14 protein-coding genes are annotated in these 16,342 nt (G+C 56.2%); 8 read left to right on the forward strand and 6 right to left on the reverse strand.

Annotation, left to right across the window (positions count from 1 at the left end):
* Nucleotides 1–48: 48 nt before the first annotated feature.
* Complete coding sequence (locus tag CFB41_RS03520; protein ID WP_006484968.1) at nt 49–732, forward strand: DedA family protein; 684 nt, start codon at nt 49–51, stop codon at nt 730–732.
* Nucleotides 733–807: 75 nt separating this feature from the next.
* Here CFB41_RS03520 and CFB41_RS03525 read toward each other — a convergent pair whose 3' ends face one another.
* The 6 genes from CFB41_RS03525 to CFB41_RS03545 form a co-directional block, all read right to left on the reverse strand.
* On the reverse strand, nt 808–1,620 hold the full coding sequence (locus CFB41_RS03525) for a mechanosensitive ion channel family protein (protein ID WP_089455629.1): 813 nt from the start codon (nt 1,618–1,620) through the stop codon (nt 808–810).
* A gap of 13 nt (nt 1,621–1,633) precedes the next feature.
* A complete protein-coding gene (locus tag CFB41_RS37150) occupies nt 1,634–1,981 on the reverse strand; it encodes a hypothetical protein (protein ID WP_144029896.1) in 348 nt (115 codons plus the stop codon).
* Between the two features lie 845 nt (nt 1,982–2,826).
* Entirely contained in the window at nt 2,827–3,567 is a 741-nt protein-coding gene (locus tag CFB41_RS37155) for a hypothetical protein (protein WP_144029897.1), read from the reverse strand.
* A gap of 127 nt (nt 3,568–3,694) precedes the next feature.
* Entirely contained in the window at nt 3,695–5,128 is a 1,434-nt protein-coding gene (locus CFB41_RS03535; protein ID WP_089455631.1) for a mannose-1-phosphate guanylyltransferase/mannose-6-phosphate isomerase, read from the reverse strand.
* A 140-nt stretch (nt 5,129–5,268) separates the two neighbouring features.
* Nucleotides 5,269–7,119 (reverse strand): capsular biosynthesis protein, encoded by a 1,851-nt coding sequence (locus CFB41_RS03540; protein WP_256940836.1) that lies wholly within the window; start codon nt 7,117–7,119, stop codon nt 5,269–5,271.
* Nucleotides 7,116–8,270, reverse strand: coding sequence for a glycosyltransferase family 1 protein (locus CFB41_RS03545; RefSeq protein WP_089455632.1), 1,155 nt, complete (start codon nt 8,268–8,270; stop codon nt 7,116–7,118). The genes CFB41_RS03540 and CFB41_RS03545 overlap by 4 nt, the downstream gene beginning before the upstream one ends.
* A 143-nt stretch (nt 8,271–8,413) precedes the next feature.
* Between CFB41_RS03545 and CFB41_RS03550 the strand changes: the two genes are divergently transcribed.
* The 7 genes from CFB41_RS03550 to CFB41_RS03580 all read left to right on the forward strand — a co-directional run bounded on the left by CFB41_RS03550 (nt 8,414) and on the right by CFB41_RS03580 (nt 16,340).
* The gene (locus CFB41_RS03550; protein ID WP_089456548.1) at nt 8,414–9,583 is read left to right on the forward strand and encodes a polysaccharide biosynthesis/export family protein; all 1,170 of its coding nucleotides are present in this window, start codon (nt 8,414–8,416) and stop codon (nt 9,581–9,583) included.
* A gap of 148 nt (nt 9,584–9,731) precedes the next feature.
* Nucleotides 9,732–10,766 (forward strand): GDP-mannose 4,6-dehydratase, encoded by a 1,035-nt coding sequence (gene gmd, locus CFB41_RS03555; protein ID WP_089455633.1) that lies wholly within the window; start codon nt 9,732–9,734, stop codon nt 10,764–10,766.
* Nucleotides 10,767–10,771: 5 nt separating this feature from the next.
* A complete protein-coding gene (locus CFB41_RS03560) occupies nt 10,772–11,671 on the forward strand; it encodes a GDP-mannose 4,6-dehydratase (protein ID WP_089455634.1) in 900 nt (299 codons plus the stop codon).
* A gap of 153 nt (nt 11,672–11,824) precedes the next feature.
* Nucleotides 11,825–12,616: an ABC transporter permease gene (locus tag CFB41_RS03565; RefSeq protein ID WP_089455635.1), complete on the forward strand. Its 792-nt coding sequence runs from the start codon at nt 11,825–11,827 to the stop codon at nt 12,614–12,616.
* A complete protein-coding gene (locus CFB41_RS03570) occupies nt 12,613–13,266 on the forward strand; it encodes an ABC transporter ATP-binding protein (RefSeq protein ID WP_089455636.1) in 654 nt (217 codons plus the stop codon). The genes CFB41_RS03565 and CFB41_RS03570 overlap by 4 nt, the downstream gene beginning before the upstream one ends.
* A 35-nt stretch (nt 13,267–13,301) precedes the next feature.
* Complete coding sequence (locus CFB41_RS03575; protein WP_089455637.1) at nt 13,302–14,576, forward strand: glycosyltransferase family 1 protein; 1,275 nt, start codon at nt 13,302–13,304, stop codon at nt 14,574–14,576.
* 666 nt (nt 14,577–15,242) lie between these two features.
* The gene (locus CFB41_RS03580; protein WP_089455638.1) at nt 15,243–16,340 is read left to right on the forward strand and encodes a GSCFA domain-containing protein; all 1,098 of its coding nucleotides are present in this window, start codon (nt 15,243–15,245) and stop codon (nt 16,338–16,340) included.
* Nucleotides 16,341–16,342: the final 2 nt, after the last annotated feature.

The raw sequence follows: 16,342 nt of genomic DNA on the forward strand, positions 1-16,342 counted from the left end.
TCAGCCTTTTTCGGCCGTTCCGGCCCTATCGCCTTCGAGGAATCGCATTTGGATACGCTGCTTCATTTCGTCAACCTTGTCCTGCATATCGACGCTTTCCTCGGCGATTTCATCCGGCAGTACGGCGCGTGGGTCTACCTCGTGCTGTTCCTGATCGTGTTCTGCGAGACGGGGCTCGTCGTGTTCCCGTTCCTGCCCGGCGATTCGCTGCTGTTCATCGGCGGCGCGTTCGCGGCGACGGGCGAGATGAATGTCGGCTTGCTGATCGTGCTGCTGCTCGTCGCGGCGATCAGCGGCAACACGGTCAATTACATGATCGGCCGCTGGATCGGCCCGAAGGTGTTCAATACGCATATCCCGGTGCTCGAGCGCTTCCTCGATCGCGCCGCGCTGCAGAAGACCCATTCGTTCTACGACAAGCACGGCGGCAAGACGATCGTGCTCGCACGCTTCATTCCGGTCGTGCGGACGTTCGCGCCTTTCGTGGCGGGGGCATCGTCGATGAGCGCCGCGCGTTTCCAGCTCTTCAACGTGATCGGTGCGCTGGTGTGGGTGCTGCTGCTCGTGCTGCTCGGCTATTTCTTCGGCAACATCCCGTTCATCCGCCAGTACCTGAACGTGATCGTGCTGGTCGGGATCGGGGCGGCGGTCGTGCCGGTTGCGCTTGGTGCGGTGTGGAAGCTGGTGCGCGGGAAGCAGTCGGATAATGTGCCGAAGGCGGGTGGGCGTTGAGCGCGCGTTCGTAGGTTTCGGTGAAACGAGAGAAGCGTGGCGGGTGCCACGCTTTTTTTTCGTCCGGTGCCGCCGTTACGCGTTGCGATGCGAGATCGGGGTTTCGGGCGTCGGGTATTGCGCGTCGCGGAACGTCTCGAGGATCACGCGGTTGGTGTCGCAATACACCTGCCAGTAGTTCTCGGGTGCCGTGGACGGGCGCACGAACAGCAGCGGGCCTTCCGGCGTGAACTGCAGCACACCGACGTCCGGCGCCGGGGTGGTCAGCACGTTCGGGATCTGCTGGATCGACGTCTTCAGGCGGTTGATTGCGTCGACCGCATCGACGCTGTTCGCGATCTTCGCGGTCAGATCGACGCGGCGGTGCGGCGTGGCACTGTAGTTCGCGATGTTGTCCGAGAAGATCTTGTTGTTGCCGACGATCGTCACGATGTTGTCGGCGGTGACGATCGTCGTGCCGAACAGGCCGAGCTCCTTCACCGTACCCGTGACGCCGCCTGCGCTGATCACGTCGCCGATCTTGAACGGGCGCAGCACCTGCATGAACACGCCGGCGGCAAAGTGCGCGAGCAGGCCGCCCCAGGCGGTACCGATCGCAAGGCCGAGGCCGGCGAGCAGGGCGGCGAACGAGGTCGTCTGCACGCCGAAGATCTGCAGGATCGCGAGGATCAGCAGGATCGTCAGCAGTACGCCGACGACGGAGGTCAGGTAGTCGGTCAGTGTCGGGTCGACCTTGCCGCTGCGGCGCACGACCTTGCCGAGCAGGCGCGTGCCGATGCGGATCGCCCAGCGGCCGATGAACCACAACACGATCGCGGCGAGGAGGTTGAGGCCGAAGTCGAGACCGCGGGTCATCAGGAATTGCTGGGCTGTGGCGAGATCGATCATGCGTTCTCCGAAGTCAGGGGTAAAAGGGCGGCGCATGCACCGGATGGGTGGCGCTTTTATAACCTGAGGTGGGAGGGGCGGGCAACCTGCCGTGTTTTGCGTAGCGCAATGAGAGAGCCGCGACGATTGCGAGTGTGGTGGTCATCTTGCCCGGCACTGCTGACGGCACGTCGAACGATCCATTGATCGCAGCGACGGCCGGTGGCTTGGTCTTGTACTTCGTGCGCGAGTATTCGCAAGTGCTCAGGTTCTGGTTCGACATGGCGAAGGAGACATCCCCGCAGCCACTGGCGATCACGCAGCTCGCGGTGTCTCGGGGCAGGTGACGCTTGTCGTACCGGGCGCACAATTTTGCCGCCATTCGGTAGCGACAACTTATCGCTGCTGGATCGCGATGTCGCAGAATGGCTGCTAGTCTTGGGGTGCCGGCGCGTGCGGATGCGCCGGCCGTGCTGCGGCAACCAGATGCTAGGGAACCGGCCTCCGTGCATCCGTGGCAGGCGCGATTATGCCAGATCAACAATTAACCCCACATGATAGTTGGCAATTTTCTGGAAATAAGACTCAGCGAAGTTTTCAAAATAAAGCGCGGGAAACGGTGAATTTCTCTCGCGGAGACTCGTCAGCCTTGAAATTTTTGATGGATTGCGGCACGATTGGTCGTTTGTCTAAATATTGTGAAAAATAGAGGTTTACGAATTTTTCCGAAAAAACCGGTTCACAAAATTGACGCGATGATCCCAAGCATATCGACCAAATTCAAGGAAAGTTGGCAGACCGCGTACGGTAGCGACCGAAACCGAAGCCACGGGTCGTCGGGAATTAGTGGGCGGTTGTGACATATGGCATGCGTTCCCCGGGGTATGCGCTGCGCGCTTCTTGAACCTGGACATGTGGGTGGACAACCGGGAGACAGCTGTGACTTCGAGACGGATATTCGTGCTAAAGGCTTTCAGTGTCGGAATCTCCCACCATATTTCGTGATGATCCACCGTTTCGCTATGCTTGGCGGAGAGGGCGCGTACGTTGCGCCGAGCGACATGCCCATGCCGTTCGGCGGTACAGACCTATAGGCTGAGAAGCAAAATGAGGCAGCCAAGCCTGAAACAGATGAGCGCGGCGGCCGCAGTGTGCTCGAAGCGCCAGTCATCGCAGACAACGAGCGCACGGCAGCGTTTCAATTCGGAGCGGGCCGCCGCGCTTGGATCAGCTTAACGATTCCCAGTTAAGCGCTGCTTCCTGACGAGATGTCCAGGTCCAAGGCACCTCGTAGCCAAGGATGTCAAAGAAACGACGATGTCGCTTATAGATAGCGTGCGCCTCTCTTGCAGGAATGAGATCGCGCCATAATCCTGGTCGCCCTTGCCATCCATGTCGATTCGGCAACGAACGGAAATACTTTAAGCTGAAGCGTTCCAGCGCTTCGTCAGCCTTGGATCCAACCGCTTCGCCGGAAAGTGTGTAAATTAGGTCGCCAAAATTTTGATTCGGCGATTCGACCAGATCTTCGTATTTTACCCGAATAGACTTTTTGTCGTGCCACCATTGATAAGTTACGGACAGCAGATTCTCCGCGCCCCAACTCAATGCGTAATCGATAAACGCGTCCGAAGTCGGCGACAGACCGGCTAACTCGCGCGGGATCTCTGCATTTCCCATTAGCCATTGACTGGGTGTTGGATCATGGCGAATAAATTGCAAAACCGACAGCAAGATGTCCAACGGATGCCGAGCAATCACCAGCGTCTTGAATTGGTTCTCGATGAGATATTGCTGAAAGTTGGGTTCCCGATACCAGTGAAGCTGAAATGCGCATCGCGGCGGCAGGTCCTGCGGGGCGTCGAGATAGTTGTGTACTGCAATCTCCAGCAGATCGAGGCTGCTGGCGAGAACTGACCTTACCCAACTATTTCCACTTCTGGGTGAACTAATAACAGCTATGCGCATTTGCTCCTCAACTCATTCTCCCTGTTATAACGTTGTCCTCGACAACACCGCCGCGCGGCCGCCGAGAGAGGGTCCGTCGACTTATGCCGTCGGCCCTTTCGCTTTCGGGTGGGGATTGCGGTACCGCTTACTTTGCCGCTGCGGCTCGACCGTACGTGTCCTCGAACCGCACAATATCATCCTCTCCGAGATACGCACCCGATTGCACTTCGATCAACTCGAGTGGAATCTTGCCGGGGTTCTTCAGCCGGTGCGTTGCGCCGAGCGGGATGTAGGTGGACTGGTTTTCCGTCAGGACGATTTCCTTATCGCCGTTCGTGACCAGTGCCGTACCCTTCACGACGATCCAGTGTTCGGCGCGATGGTGGTGCATCTGTAGGCTCAGCTGTGCGCCGGGGTTCACGACGATTCGTTTGACCTGGAAGCGTTCGCCTTGGTCGATGCCCTCGTAAGAGCCCCACGGACGCACGACTCGGCGGTGTGTGATGGATTCGTGACGTCCGGAGGCGTTGAGCCACTCGACGATTTTTTTGACGTCTTGGGTTTTGTCGCGATGAGCGACGAGAACGGCGTCGGCGGTCTCGACAATCACCAAATTGTCGACACCGATCGTGGCGACCATGCGGTGTTCGGCGCGAACGTAAGCATCGCGCGTATCGTAGGTGAATACATCTCCAAACTGCGCGTTACCGTTTTCGTCCTTGTCTGCGATCTCCGAGAGTGACGCCCACGATCCGATATCATTCCAGCCGAGGTCGGACGAGGCGATCACGACGGCACGATCGGTCCGCTCCATTACAGCGTAGTCAATCGAAATATTCGGTACGGCGGAGAATTGAGCTTCATCGAGTCGGATAAAGTCGGCGTCGCTGGTGGCTGCGAGGAGTGCAGCTTCTGCCTGTCGGGCGACCTCAGGTTCGAAACGTTGCAATTCCTCCATGTATGTCGAGGCTTTCAGCATGAACATGCCGCTGTTCCAGTAATAGCCGCCGTCATCGAGGAAGGCTTCGGCTGTCGCATGGTCGGGTTTCTCGACGAAAGCCCGTACCGCGTATGCGGCGCATTCCTCGGAGATGGTCGAGCCGCGGCGGATATATCCGTATCCGGTATTTGGTGAATCCGGCTTTATACCGAACGTGACTAGATGACTATCTGCGGCGATTTTCGCGGCTGTGCTGGCCGCTTTTATGAAGGCCTGCTCGTTGAGAATAATATGGTCCGACGGGAGCACCATTAGTAGTGCATCCGGGGCGCTTCGCAGCGCAACCAGTGCCGCGATAGCGATTGCGGGGGCCGTATTGCGGCCCACCGGTTCAAGTATGACCGAGGATGGCGTAATGCCGACGGCGCGTAGCTGTTCGGAAATGATGAACCGTTGCTCGGTATTCGAAACGACAATTGGCGCTGCTGCATCCGGGATGCCGGCAAGACGCAGCGCAGTCTGCTGCGCTAGCGAGTGCTTGCCGGCCAGTTTGAGATATTGCTTCGGGTAGCCACCCCGCGACATTGGCCAAAGTCGTGTACCACTGCCACCACAGAGAATCACCGGATAAATGTTCATGAATCACTAGACCTTGCTGAGATGCTGATGAAAGAGTTTGCCTGCCTTGAAATCAGTGTGCCATTTTCTCGAAATTTTGCAGACACGTGTTGCTTTTAAGTGAACGAGTGCCCGTTCATTTGCAACCGAGCACAATACTATCAATCGCGCGAAAGAAGGTGCAGAATGCCATTCCGACTCCAGCGCCAGGCTTTCAACCACGGTCGCATTCGGTTGCCTTCGATTCTTTCGAGCGGCCGCGATGCGGATGCACTCATTTTGCCGACAACTGATTCCGGGGTGGTAAATATCCCCCAGGTCCAATCCCAATAAACCGGGTAGCGAATCAGCACGCCCGCGGTGAGCATGTCCAGCGTCAGTCTGCGTTCGCGCCATGGTTGTGGAAGCCTGTCGTGCGTGAGACCCCAGCCGGCGTAGAACGGTAGTCCGTAAGTATGGACTTGCTTGCCGCGGATGAGGGCTTCGAAGCCGGACAGGGAGGATAGAGTGTGAACTTCGTCGGAAACTTCGATCAGAGACACGAGATCGGATTCGGTGTCGACAATATCCGCATTGCCGTTAGCCTCGACAACACCCTGCCGGTTTCCGGATAACACATCTGGATGCGGTTTGTACACAATAAATGCGTCAGGACGATGCATGCGGACTTGCTTTACCAGATCTTCGATCGTCGAGATGTTTTTCGTGCCGAGACGAATGGATGCATCGTCGGCGACTTGACCGGGGACGAGGATGACCGTTTTCCCGGGCGGGGCGTGCCAGGTCGGACGGCGGCGACCCAGATTGTATTTCGTCAACCCGGCGTTTGAGATTGTTTCGCGCAATATTCTTGCGCGAGAAAGTTCCGCGCCGGCAAACTCTGCCCTGTTTAGGATCACTGAGAGATCACTCGGCCGGCTAGGATCGAAATAAATACCTAGCCGGTCGATAACCTGACTGCAGGGGGCGACGTGATCCGAACCCAGGCCAGCCGAGTGCAGGAAGCCGTCCTCGATACGGATCACGGGCGTCTCGGGTGGAAGGCCTGCCGACGAGCGGGCGCCCCAGAGCGCGGCATATTCACCGACGCGTAGTTCGTCGAGCCGATCTATCCAGCGCAGTCGTGTTCCCGCAGCAGTGAGATAGGGTTTGGCGAACGGCCGTTTCCACCACTGGAAGCGAACTCCCGCAACCCTACCCACATCGGCGAAACGCCGAGCCGTAGCACGGTGTGTCGCGATTGCGGCAAGCAACGTGTCCAGTTCGCCGATTGCTCCGGTCTCCGGATCAATGTGCCGGGATAGGCGTACGAACATTGCTTCAAACAGGGCGTCGATTGTTACGCTGGTCTGACGCGCTGGCTGAGCGGCATCATCGTGCGTGAGGCCCCATCCCGCGTAGTAGGGGCGGCCAAATACGTAAACCGGTACGCCGCATAATAGTGCGTGCATTCCTTCGGGAGCAGACACAGTATAAACATGCTGGAAATGGGGGAGCGATGCACACAGCGAGCCGAGAGGGTCAATTGATCGCGAAATTGCGCTTATCTCGGGATGACGGGCGGACAACATTTCCTTGCGCTCGTTCGCACCGCTGCGCGCGAGCCACAATTCCGCATCGGGATGCGTGTTGCGCGCAACTGAGATCATCTTTTTGAATGCCTGACGACGCACCGGACGGGGTGTGCCGAAGGCGTCCGAGACCGGTTCGTCGATCAGCAGAACGCGCGGTCTGGTCGACGCGGCGAGATCGGGATGGGGGCGCGATGGTGAAGCCGCAGGATCGAAGACACAGGCTGTGCGAAATCGCTCCATCAACTGCGTCAAGTCGACCGTTTCGCTATTGGTCGCGTGTTTCGCCAGTTCGTCATCGATGCAGCGGATCCATGTTTCCGCGGTGCGAATGGCAAGTGGCGCACAAAACCACGATAGCAACGGTCCGCGTTTGCGTGGCAGGATGCCATTTGTCCATACGCCAGGGGCACTGATGGGCCTGTAGATGGTCGTCTTCACGAAGACAGCATGTCAATAAATGTGTCGACCTGACGGAAATGCATTTGCCAGGTTGGGATCTCGAAGTCAGTAATGCGATTGAGCTGTGCGTTGCGCTCGGGGCTGCCGCTTTGTGCATACGTGAGAATGCGTTCGGACCAGCCTGGGCCATCGAATGGGTCGAGATAGTCTGGAATATCTCCGGCAATTTCATGAAACACCCCAAGATCGCTTGCCAGGACTGGGACTCCGAGCGTCAGCGCCTCGACGAGCGGCATGCCGTAGCCTTCCACGAAGGACGGGAATAATAGTGCCCGTGCATGCTGCAGCCAGGCGCGCAATTGTGCGTCGCTACAGTTGGAATGTTCTATCACGGCACCCTGGATGCTTTCGCAGCGTTCGAGCATGTCAATGACGTTTTCGCATTCCCATCCGCGGCGACCGATAATGACGAGCTTGGGCGCTTGCTTGCCGAGTCGTGCGACAAGTTCCCGCCAGATATGCAGCATGAACCAGTGGTTCTTTCGGGGCTCGATTGTGCCGAGCATGACGAAGTAGGGGTGATCGAGTGGGCTGGATACACTGTCTCGTGCTGCGATTCCCGGCGCCAGACGGGCCACGACCGTGGGCGGCAGCGACAGGTTGGCGCGATACGCTTCCGCAGTCAGTGCATCGAGTGTGTCCTGCGAATTCATAATGAGGCCGTCGGCATGGCGCAGTGCGGTGTGGATGCGCGCGCGATGAACCGGGCCGACTCCCGGGCGACAGTATTCGGCATGCGTGATCGGTATCAGGTCGTGAATCATGAAAACTGACCGAATACCGCGACGTTTCATGGCTTGGTAGTAGCGTGGCTGCTCCATGCCGTTGTGGCTGGTATGCAGGAGTACGGCCCTGTCGAAAGTGCCACTTACGGGCGTCAACAGACTGAAAGTAGATTGAACGCGTATTCGTGCCCTGGAGGGTGTGGTCGATTGCAGTAGCAGGCTGAATATCCTGCGCGAATCGCGTTCGGACAGAATTTTGGAAAACCCGAAATCGCTGAGTACTGCACGCGCATTGTCGTGGTAGCGCTCCACGTAGGCTAGCCCAACGCGATCCACGCCTGTCGGTAATTGCCCTTTGGCCAGGCGCGACAGGAGGCGAGATACGTCCAGAAATACGTTTAACACGGATGAAATATTTTGTCTTGACGGATGGGCGTGTGCGAGCAGCAACGGATGGATCGAGGAATTCTGCCAATCGCGCGCAAATATATTCTACATCGTGAGACAATCCAAGCCGATTCTAGATGATGAGCGGAACGCATCAAAACATGGCAAGTTTCTATCGTCGTACATATCTGGCCTGGGCCGCATGCGGTGTCGTCGGCCTGAGTGCCTGCTCGGCCATTCCGACTTCCGGCCCCAGCCGGTCCCAGGTCAATAGCGCGGCCTCCGAAAGCAATCCGGCAGGAATTCAGATCGTCGATCTCACCGACGAAGTGGCGCGCAAACTTTTTGCCGAGCGCAAGCTCGGCGATTTCGTCGATGTCCTGGGAGACGGGGCGCAATTCAGTCAGCGGCTCGGGGTCGGCGACAGTCTTTCCGTGTTGGTCTGGGAGGCACCACCAGCGACACTGTTTTCAGCAGGTGAAATGGACGCCAAGTCCGGTGCGACAAGCGGATCGCGCATGACGGCGCTGCCGACCCAAACCGTCGATGGTGAGGGGAATATTCGTATTCCATTCATTGGTGCAGTAAAAGCGGCCGGACGGACGCCGGCCCAGCTTGAGCAATACATCACGACTCGGCTTAAGGGCATCGCGCATGATCCCCAGGTGCTGGTAAAACTCGATCGCAATGAGACGTCATATGTCACGATTGTGGGGGATGTGGCCAGCAGCAACAGGATGCAGCTCAGCGCACGCGGCGAGCGCGTGCTCGATGCCTTGGCTTCCGCCGGGGGTGTCCGACAGCCGATCGACAAGATTACGATCCAGGTGACGCGGGGCAATGTCGTGGCGTCACTCCCGCTCGCGACCGTGATTCGCGATCCGCGTCAAAACGTACCGTTACGTGCGGGAGACGTGGTTACCGCGTTGTTCCAACCTTACAGCTTTACTTCCCTGGGCGCGACGGGCAAGAATCAGGAAATCAACTTCGAAGCGCAGGGTATTACATTGGCACAGGCTCTCGCGCGAGCCGGTGGCTTGGAGGACTCGCGTGCAGATGCACAAGGTGTGTTTGTCTTCCGTTTCGAGGATGCTGGTGCGCTCGATTGGAAGTCCAAACCGGTGCGCACCACAGCGGATAATAAGGTTCCGGTGATTTATCGGGTGAACTTGCGTGATCCGGGTTCATTTTTCGTTGCTCAGAATTTCATGGTGGACAACAAGGACCTAATTTACGTTTCAAATGCGCCCGTCACGGAGCTCCAGAAAATGTTGAATCTGGTGTTTACCGTTGCGTATCCGGTCGTGACGGGGGTGCAGTCGTTCAAGTAATTTGAGGATTGAGGCATTTGATCGTTGCGTGTCGTGTCGGCGACGTCGCCCAATTCAATATATGGAAATACTTGATTACTTATTCGCTTGATCGTATATGCTGACTGATTGGCGATATGAAGTGCTTTTTTGAATTGCAGAGATAAACATGAAAACGGCAATCATTACTGGTATCACTGGGCAGGACGGGGCGTATCTGGCGCAATTGCTGCTAGAGAAGAATTATTTGGTTTACGGTACCTATCGTCGAACGAGTTCGGTAAATTTCTGGCGAATCGAGGAACTCGGTATTGACTCGCATCCCAATCTGCGACTCGTCGAATACGATCTGACAGATCTGGGTGCGAGCATCAACTTGCTCAAGACGACCGGCGCCACCGAGGTTTACAATCTTGCTGCGCAAAGCTTCGTTGGCGTGTCCTTCGATCAGCCGTCCACGACAGCCGCGATTACCGGACTTGGACCGCTGAACCTGCTCGAAGCGATCCGTATCGTCAACACTGATATTCGCTTCTACCAGGCCAGCACCTCCGAAATGTTCGGCAAGGTGCAGGCGATTCCGCAAGTCGAATCGACGCCGTTCTATCCGCGTAGCCCGTACGGTGTCGCAAAGCTGTATGCCCACTGGATTACCGTAAATTATCGGGAAAGCTACGATATCTTTGGTTGCAGCGGCATTCTCTTCAATCATGAATCTCCGCTGCGCGGGCGTGAATTTGTCACGCGCAAGATCACCGACAGCATCGCGAAGATCCATCTCGGCAAGCTTGATGTGCTGGAGCTTGGCAATCTCGACGCGAAGCGCGACTGGGGGTTTGCCAAGGAGTATGTCGAGGGCATGTGGCGGATGCTTCAGGCGGACAAGCCGGATACGTACGTCTTGGCGACGAACCGGACGGAAACCGTCCGCGATTTCGTGACGATGGCGGCCAAGGCAACCGACATCAATCTCGCATGGAGTGGCAGCGGTGCCGACGAAATCGGCATGTGCGAGAAGACGGGCAAGGTGATCGTGAAGATTAATCCGAAGTTTTATCGTCCCGCCGAGGTTGAATTGTTGATTGGCAATCCGGAGAAGGCTCACGCCGAATTGGGGTGGAAGCCGCAAACGTCCCTCGAGACACTTTGCCAGATGATGGTTGAAGCCGATATCCGTCGCAATCACGCCGGCTTTTCGTTCTGACACTCATGGCGAAAGTCCTGATCACCGGGATACGCGGCTTCACCGGCCGCTTTCTGTCGGATTTTCTCGTAGCGGCAGGCCATGATGTATTTGGCTTTGGTCATCGGCAGGATGCGGATTCGCCTATGACTCGTGTCGTCGACCTGCTACATCGCTCCCAGGTCGAACAGGCCCTTGGGGAAATCAGGCCCGATGTCGTTGTGCATCTGGCAGCCATTGCGTTTGTAGCACATGGAGATGCGCGCGCAATTTACGACACCAACGTAGTCGGTACCCGGAATCTGCTGGAGGCCATATGTGCATCCGGATGCAGTCCCCGATCAGTGCTACTGGCGAGCAGCGCGAACGTTTATGGCAACTCGGATCGGGAAGTTTTGGACGAAGAGACGTCGGTGAGTCCGGCGAACGACTATGCCGTAAGCAAGGTCGCGATGGAGTTCATGGCAAGACTATGGATGGACAAACTGCCCATTACCATCGTCCGGCCGTTCAACTATACCGGCGTTGGGCAATCGACCAGTTTTCTGCTGCCCAAAATCGTTGAACACTTCCGTGATCGACGACCGGTAATCGAGCTTGGCAATGTTGACGTGATTAGGGATTTCTCCGATGTCAGGTCGGTGGTCGCCGCTTATGCACGGTTGATTGACGGCAGTTTTGCGGGGCAAACATTCAATGTCTGTTCTGGTCATGGCTACGCGCTACGCAAAGTGTTGGCCATGGCGGAACAAATTGCCGGGCACCATCTCGAGATTCGTGTAAATCCGCAATTTGTTCGCGCCAACGAGGTGCACAAGCTGATCGGTTCGAACGAAAAATTGCGTTTGGCTACCGGTTGGGAGCCAGATTTCGATCTGAATAAAACGCTTGAGTGGATGCTCGCGGGAACGAATGTCAAGCAATGAGTCGACGGCGTATCATCCCACCTCGCAAGCCGCCGGAGCATCTGGTGGCGTGCGAGTGGAGGTTGGCAGCCGGAGGAATTTTTATCTCTGTATCCGATGCATGCCGTCGTGGTTTTTCAACGAGTGCGGCTAGGTAGAGATGGGTTATACGGAATGAAGCACGATACTCCACTTAGACGATCTATCGAAATTCAGATCAGAGTGATTGGTGCGCTCTTGATGCGCGAAATCATTACGCGCTATGGAAGGCACAACGTCGGATTCGTCTGGTTGTTTGGGGAGCCGATGATGTTTACGTTGGGTGTCATCGGATTGTGGACGGCTACTAAAACTGTGCACGGCTCGGGCCTGCCGATTGCCGCCTTCGCACTGTCCGGTTATTCGTCAGTCCTGTTGTGGCGGAATTGCGTTAACCGATGCTGTCTTGCCATCCTCCCGAATCACAGTCTTCTGTTTCACCGGAATGTGCGCGTGATTGATTTGTTCATTTCCCGGGCAATACTGGAGATTGCGGGCGCGACAATATCGATATTCACGTTGACGATATTATTCGTTACCCTCGGCATCATGCCGATGCCAAGCGACATCAGTTTGATTCTCATGGGTTGGTTTCTGCTTGCATTCTTTGCAATCGGACTTGGATTTGCGATTGGAGCGTTGAGTGAGCGCAGTGAGATGTCGGAACGGATCTGGCATACGGTTTCTTATCTGCTGTTTGCACTTTCAGGTGCGCTGTTCATGGTCGACTGGTTGCCGAAGAAAATGCAGCAGTACGTATTGTTTTTGCCCATGGTGCACGGCGTGGAAATGATGCGGGCTGGTTATTTCGGAGATCTCGTCAAACCGCATTACAGCGTGTCCTACGTTGTGATATTCGATGCTATTTTAATGCTCGTCGGCCTGTTTTTGGTGGCCGAAACAGGCAAGCGAGTCGAACCTGAATGATTGCACTAGAAAACGTCACCAAGGTCTATCGGACCCGCCAGGGTTCGCGCGCGGTCCTCGATCGTATCAACTTGACCGTTGAGCGCGGAGAGAAGATCGGTATTCTCGGACGCAATGGCGCCGGCAAGTCGACCATGATCAGGCTAGTTAGTGGGGCGGAACCGCCGACGAGCGGAATGGTTCGACGTGGCATGAGCGTATCGTGGCCGCTGGCATTCGCAGGCGCATTCCAGGGCAGTCTGACCGGTCTGGATAATCTGCGCTTCATCTGCCGGGTATATGGTGCCGATTCGAAGGCGGCCGAACCGTTTGTTCAGGAGTTTTCCGAACTGGGTTATTACTTAAGGGAACCCGTCAAGACGTACTCGGCAGGTATGCGAGCTCGTCTGGCGTTTGCGTTATCGATGGCTATCGAATTCGACTGCTTCCTGATTGATGAAATTATTGCTGTTGGCGACAGCAGATTTCACGCGAAATGTCATGCCGAGCTCTTTGAGAAACGGAGTGATCGGGCGCTGATTATCGTTAGTCACGATGCCGGATATATTCGGCAGCACTGTGATCGTGCTGCGGTCCTCGTTCAAGGAAAGTTGCATCAATTCGATCATGTCGACGAAGCCTACGAATTTTACCAGGCTAGTTCAAATTAATTTAGTCGTGAATCTTCAGATTTAATATCTTTGTGATGTGGAATACGGTGCGGTTGCATCTTCTCCAGTTGCTTGCCGTTCATTACCAGGAGGCCTGGGTCAAATACGCCCGCCAAGGCATTGCGTCGTTGCGTGTTTTACCGAAACCGCAGCGTAGGGGCAGGTGGTTGCTTGTCGATGTCTCGATCTTCGCCATGCATGACGCGGGAACAGGCATTCAGCGCGTTGTCCGTTCGGTCGCTATCGAATTGTTGCGGGCCCCCCCGGATGGTTTTGAAGTCAAGCTGGTTAGAGCCACGCGCAAACAGGGCTATCGCCACGTCGAGCTTCAGTGCCCGGTTGGAGAAGACGATCGCTTGCAATTGCAGACGCTTGATCTTCCAGTAAATGTCCAATGCGGCGACATTTTTCTTGGCCTGGACTTTTGCAGCAGGATCGTCCCGGCGAGATTGCGTGAACTATTGTCTTGGCGACAGATCGGAGTGAAATGCGCATTTGTCGTCTATGATCTGATTCCGGCCCTGTATCCGCAGTGGTTTACGAAAAATGGGAGAAGGAATTATCAAAAGTGGTTGAGGTCAATCTCGATTCACGCCGATATGCTTTGCTGTATTTCGAATGCGGTGGCCGATGATGCCCGTCATTGGATTTCATCGAGATTTGATATTTGCGACGGTGAAATTAATTTTCGCTGGTTCTATCTTGGTGCGTCATTCGGAGAGGAAGTAGTCGAGCCGATTCAGCCGGTGGTCATGCGAGTAGGTGGAAGTGAAGTCGCGCTCGCGAGATCCTTGTTGATGGTCGGTACCGTCGAGCCGAGAAAGGGACATGACCAAGTGCTGGGCGCCGTGGAGGAGTTGTGGCAACGAGGATTCGATGTCGTACTGGTCGTGGCGGGGCGGCAGGGCTGGAACGTCGAATCGTTTGCCTCACGTTTGCGTGCGCATCCCGAGAACGGCAAGCGGATTATCTGGTTGGAGGATGTCAGCGACAGCCAGCTGGGATGGCTCTACAAGAATCTGGGGGGACTGGTGATGGCGTCGATGGCGGAGGGATTTGGCCTGCCCCTCGTCGAGGCGATGCATCACGGGATGCCAATTTTGGCGCGAGATCTGCCGGTGTTCAGAGAAATCGCCGGAGAGTCGGCATCGTATTTTTACGGCGACAATCCGATTGAGCTCGCGGATCGAATACTCGAATGGATAAACGACTCCGAATCGAAAAGAGCGCCAGCAACCGACCGAACGAGGTTGCTCAACTGGCGGGAGAGCACGAATTGGCTGATCAGGCATCTGAACGAGCTGGCCTGACTGGCTAGACCTTGCCCCGGCTTGTGGAAGGGTTGGCCGGAACTATCTGCCGTCGCGAATCAATTGCGTGTCGCTTTTCCGCAGGCGCCCGGCGTGATGTGTCGTCATGGCAATCACGAAATCTCGAGTGACTAAGCCTCGTCGGCAGCCTTCGCCGGAGTGCCAACGATTGGGTGACGAAGGGCAGCATGGCGACACGAGATTGCTTCGTGAGCGCAGGCGCCTGACCACGATGTGACGTATCGCCTGATGGCAATCGAAGCAACTTCAACAATCTTTCGCCGAAATTTAACGATTTTGGCGTCGTCGTCGCACCGACACAATTATTGCGATATTTTGCTGATATTCTTCGTCTATTACGACGTAAAATCGTCAAAATTGCTCGATTCGTTCGTTCGGGTGCAGGCATGTGCTCAGACAAATGAAAATTTGTGAGGTGTGCCCGATTGCGCTCTCGTCACAGGCTAGCCTAGAAGGAAGTCGAATTTGCCGAGAGTGAGTGGCCCGTGGCGGACGTTCCTGTGTGGTTCCACCGGGCGGGCCGTCGGCCGGTTCGGACACGTAGCGATTCAGCTCCGCGAAGCTCACATTTGGGTGACTCACGCCAAAGATGGGCCCTCCGGGGGAAAGATGGGTTGTATTAGTCAGAACATGTGAAGGGGAAACATGAAGAATCCTTATTCCGGCAAACCGGACTACGCTTTCTGGAAACGGTCGGTGTCCAGCCTGAACATCGGTGAGGTGGATCCGGTAGTGTCGGCACCATTCCCGATCAATCTCGGGGACAAGATCGCGACGGCAGGGAGCTGTTTCGCCCAGCACATATCGAGAACGTTGACCTCAGAAGGTTATGACTATCTGGTGACGGAGAGTGCTCCGCGCTCCGCCGCCGCGGTTGACGACGGATATGGTGTATTCCCGGCTCGCTTCGGCAATATCTATACCGTGCGTCAACTTCTGCAGTTATTCCTCCGGGCTTACGGTTTGTTCCATCCGATCGATACCGTATGGTGGCGGGCAGATGGCCGCGCGGTCGATCCGTTTCGCCCGCGAGTACAGGAGTCCGGATTTGCCAGCCGGGAAGAGGTCGAGTCCGATCGTATTGAACATTTCAAGGCCGTGCGCGAAATGTTCGAGCGCGCAAACGTTTTTGTGTTTACGTTGGGGTTGACGGAGGGATGGGTCTCGGACGTCGACGGCGCTGTCTTCCCGATCGCTCCCGGCGTAGTTGCCAATCCTGCTGCGGGGGATTCGATTTCATTCCGGAATTTTACGGTTCGTGAGATGGAAGAGGATTTGAGCAAGTTCATCTCGTTGCTGCGGGGCGTCAATCCAACCATCAAGATCATCTTGACCGTTTCGCCGGTTGCCTTGGTGGCAACCTATGAGGCGCGCCATGTGCTGGTTTCGACCTGCTACAGCAAGTCGGCGTTGCGTGTTGTTGCCGAGGACGCGTCGCGCTGCCATTCAAATGTGGCCTATTTTCCCTCGTATGAGATCATTACTGGGGCATATGCTCGTTCGTCATATTTCGAGGACGATCTCCGGGAAGTACGGCCCGAGGGAGTGGCGCACGTGATGCGCTTGTTCAAGCGTCACTACCTCGGCGGTGCCGACACAACGGTTACCGATGCCGTGGCATCTTCCGAGCGGCCCGCAGATACGGCATTCGCGGCGGGCGGGACATCGACCGCGGAGCACATGAAACAGCTTCAAAAAATTATTTGTGACGAAGAAGTCCTTGATCAGGATTTTGGCAGCTAAGC

This window comes from Burkholderia sp. AU33803 (assembly GCF_002223095.1).
Taxonomy (GTDB): Bacteria; Pseudomonadota; Gammaproteobacteria; order Burkholderiales; family Burkholderiaceae; genus Burkholderia.

Coding starts and splice junctions, on each gene's coding strand:
- CFB41_RS03525 (WP_089455629.1), bottom strand. CDS start 1,620: ATGATCGATCTCGCCACAGCCCAGCAATTCCTGATGACCCGCGGTCTC.
- CFB41_RS37150 (WP_144029896.1), bottom strand. CDS start 1,981: ATGGCGGCAAAATTGTGCGCCCGGTACGACAAGCGTCACCTGCCCCGA.
- CFB41_RS37155 (WP_144029897.1), bottom strand. CDS start 3,567: ATGCGCATAGCTGTTATTAGTTCACCCAGAAGTGGAAATAGTTGGGTA.
- CFB41_RS03535 (WP_089455631.1), bottom strand. CDS start 5,128: ATGAACATTTATCCGGTGATTCTCTGTGGTGGCAGTGGTACACGACTT.
- CFB41_RS03550 (WP_089456548.1), top strand. CDS start 8,414: ATGGCAAGTTTCTATCGTCGTACATATCTGGCCTGGGCCGCATGCGGT.
- gmd (WP_089455633.1), top strand. CDS start 9,732: ATGAAAACGGCAATCATTACTGGTATCACTGGGCAGGACGGGGCGTAT.
- CFB41_RS03560 (WP_089455634.1), top strand. CDS start 10,772: ATGGCGAAAGTCCTGATCACCGGGATACGCGGCTTCACCGGCCGCTTT.
- CFB41_RS03565 (WP_089455635.1), top strand. CDS start 11,825: ATGAAGCACGATACTCCACTTAGACGATCTATCGAAATTCAGATCAGA.
- CFB41_RS03570 (WP_089455636.1), top strand. CDS start 12,613: ATGATTGCACTAGAAAACGTCACCAAGGTCTATCGGACCCGCCAGGGT.
- CFB41_RS03575 (WP_089455637.1), top strand. CDS start 13,302: ATGTGGAATACGGTGCGGTTGCATCTTCTCCAGTTGCTTGCCGTTCAT.
- CFB41_RS03580 (WP_089455638.1), top strand. CDS start 15,243: ATGAAGAATCCTTATTCCGGCAAACCGGACTACGCTTTCTGGAAACGG.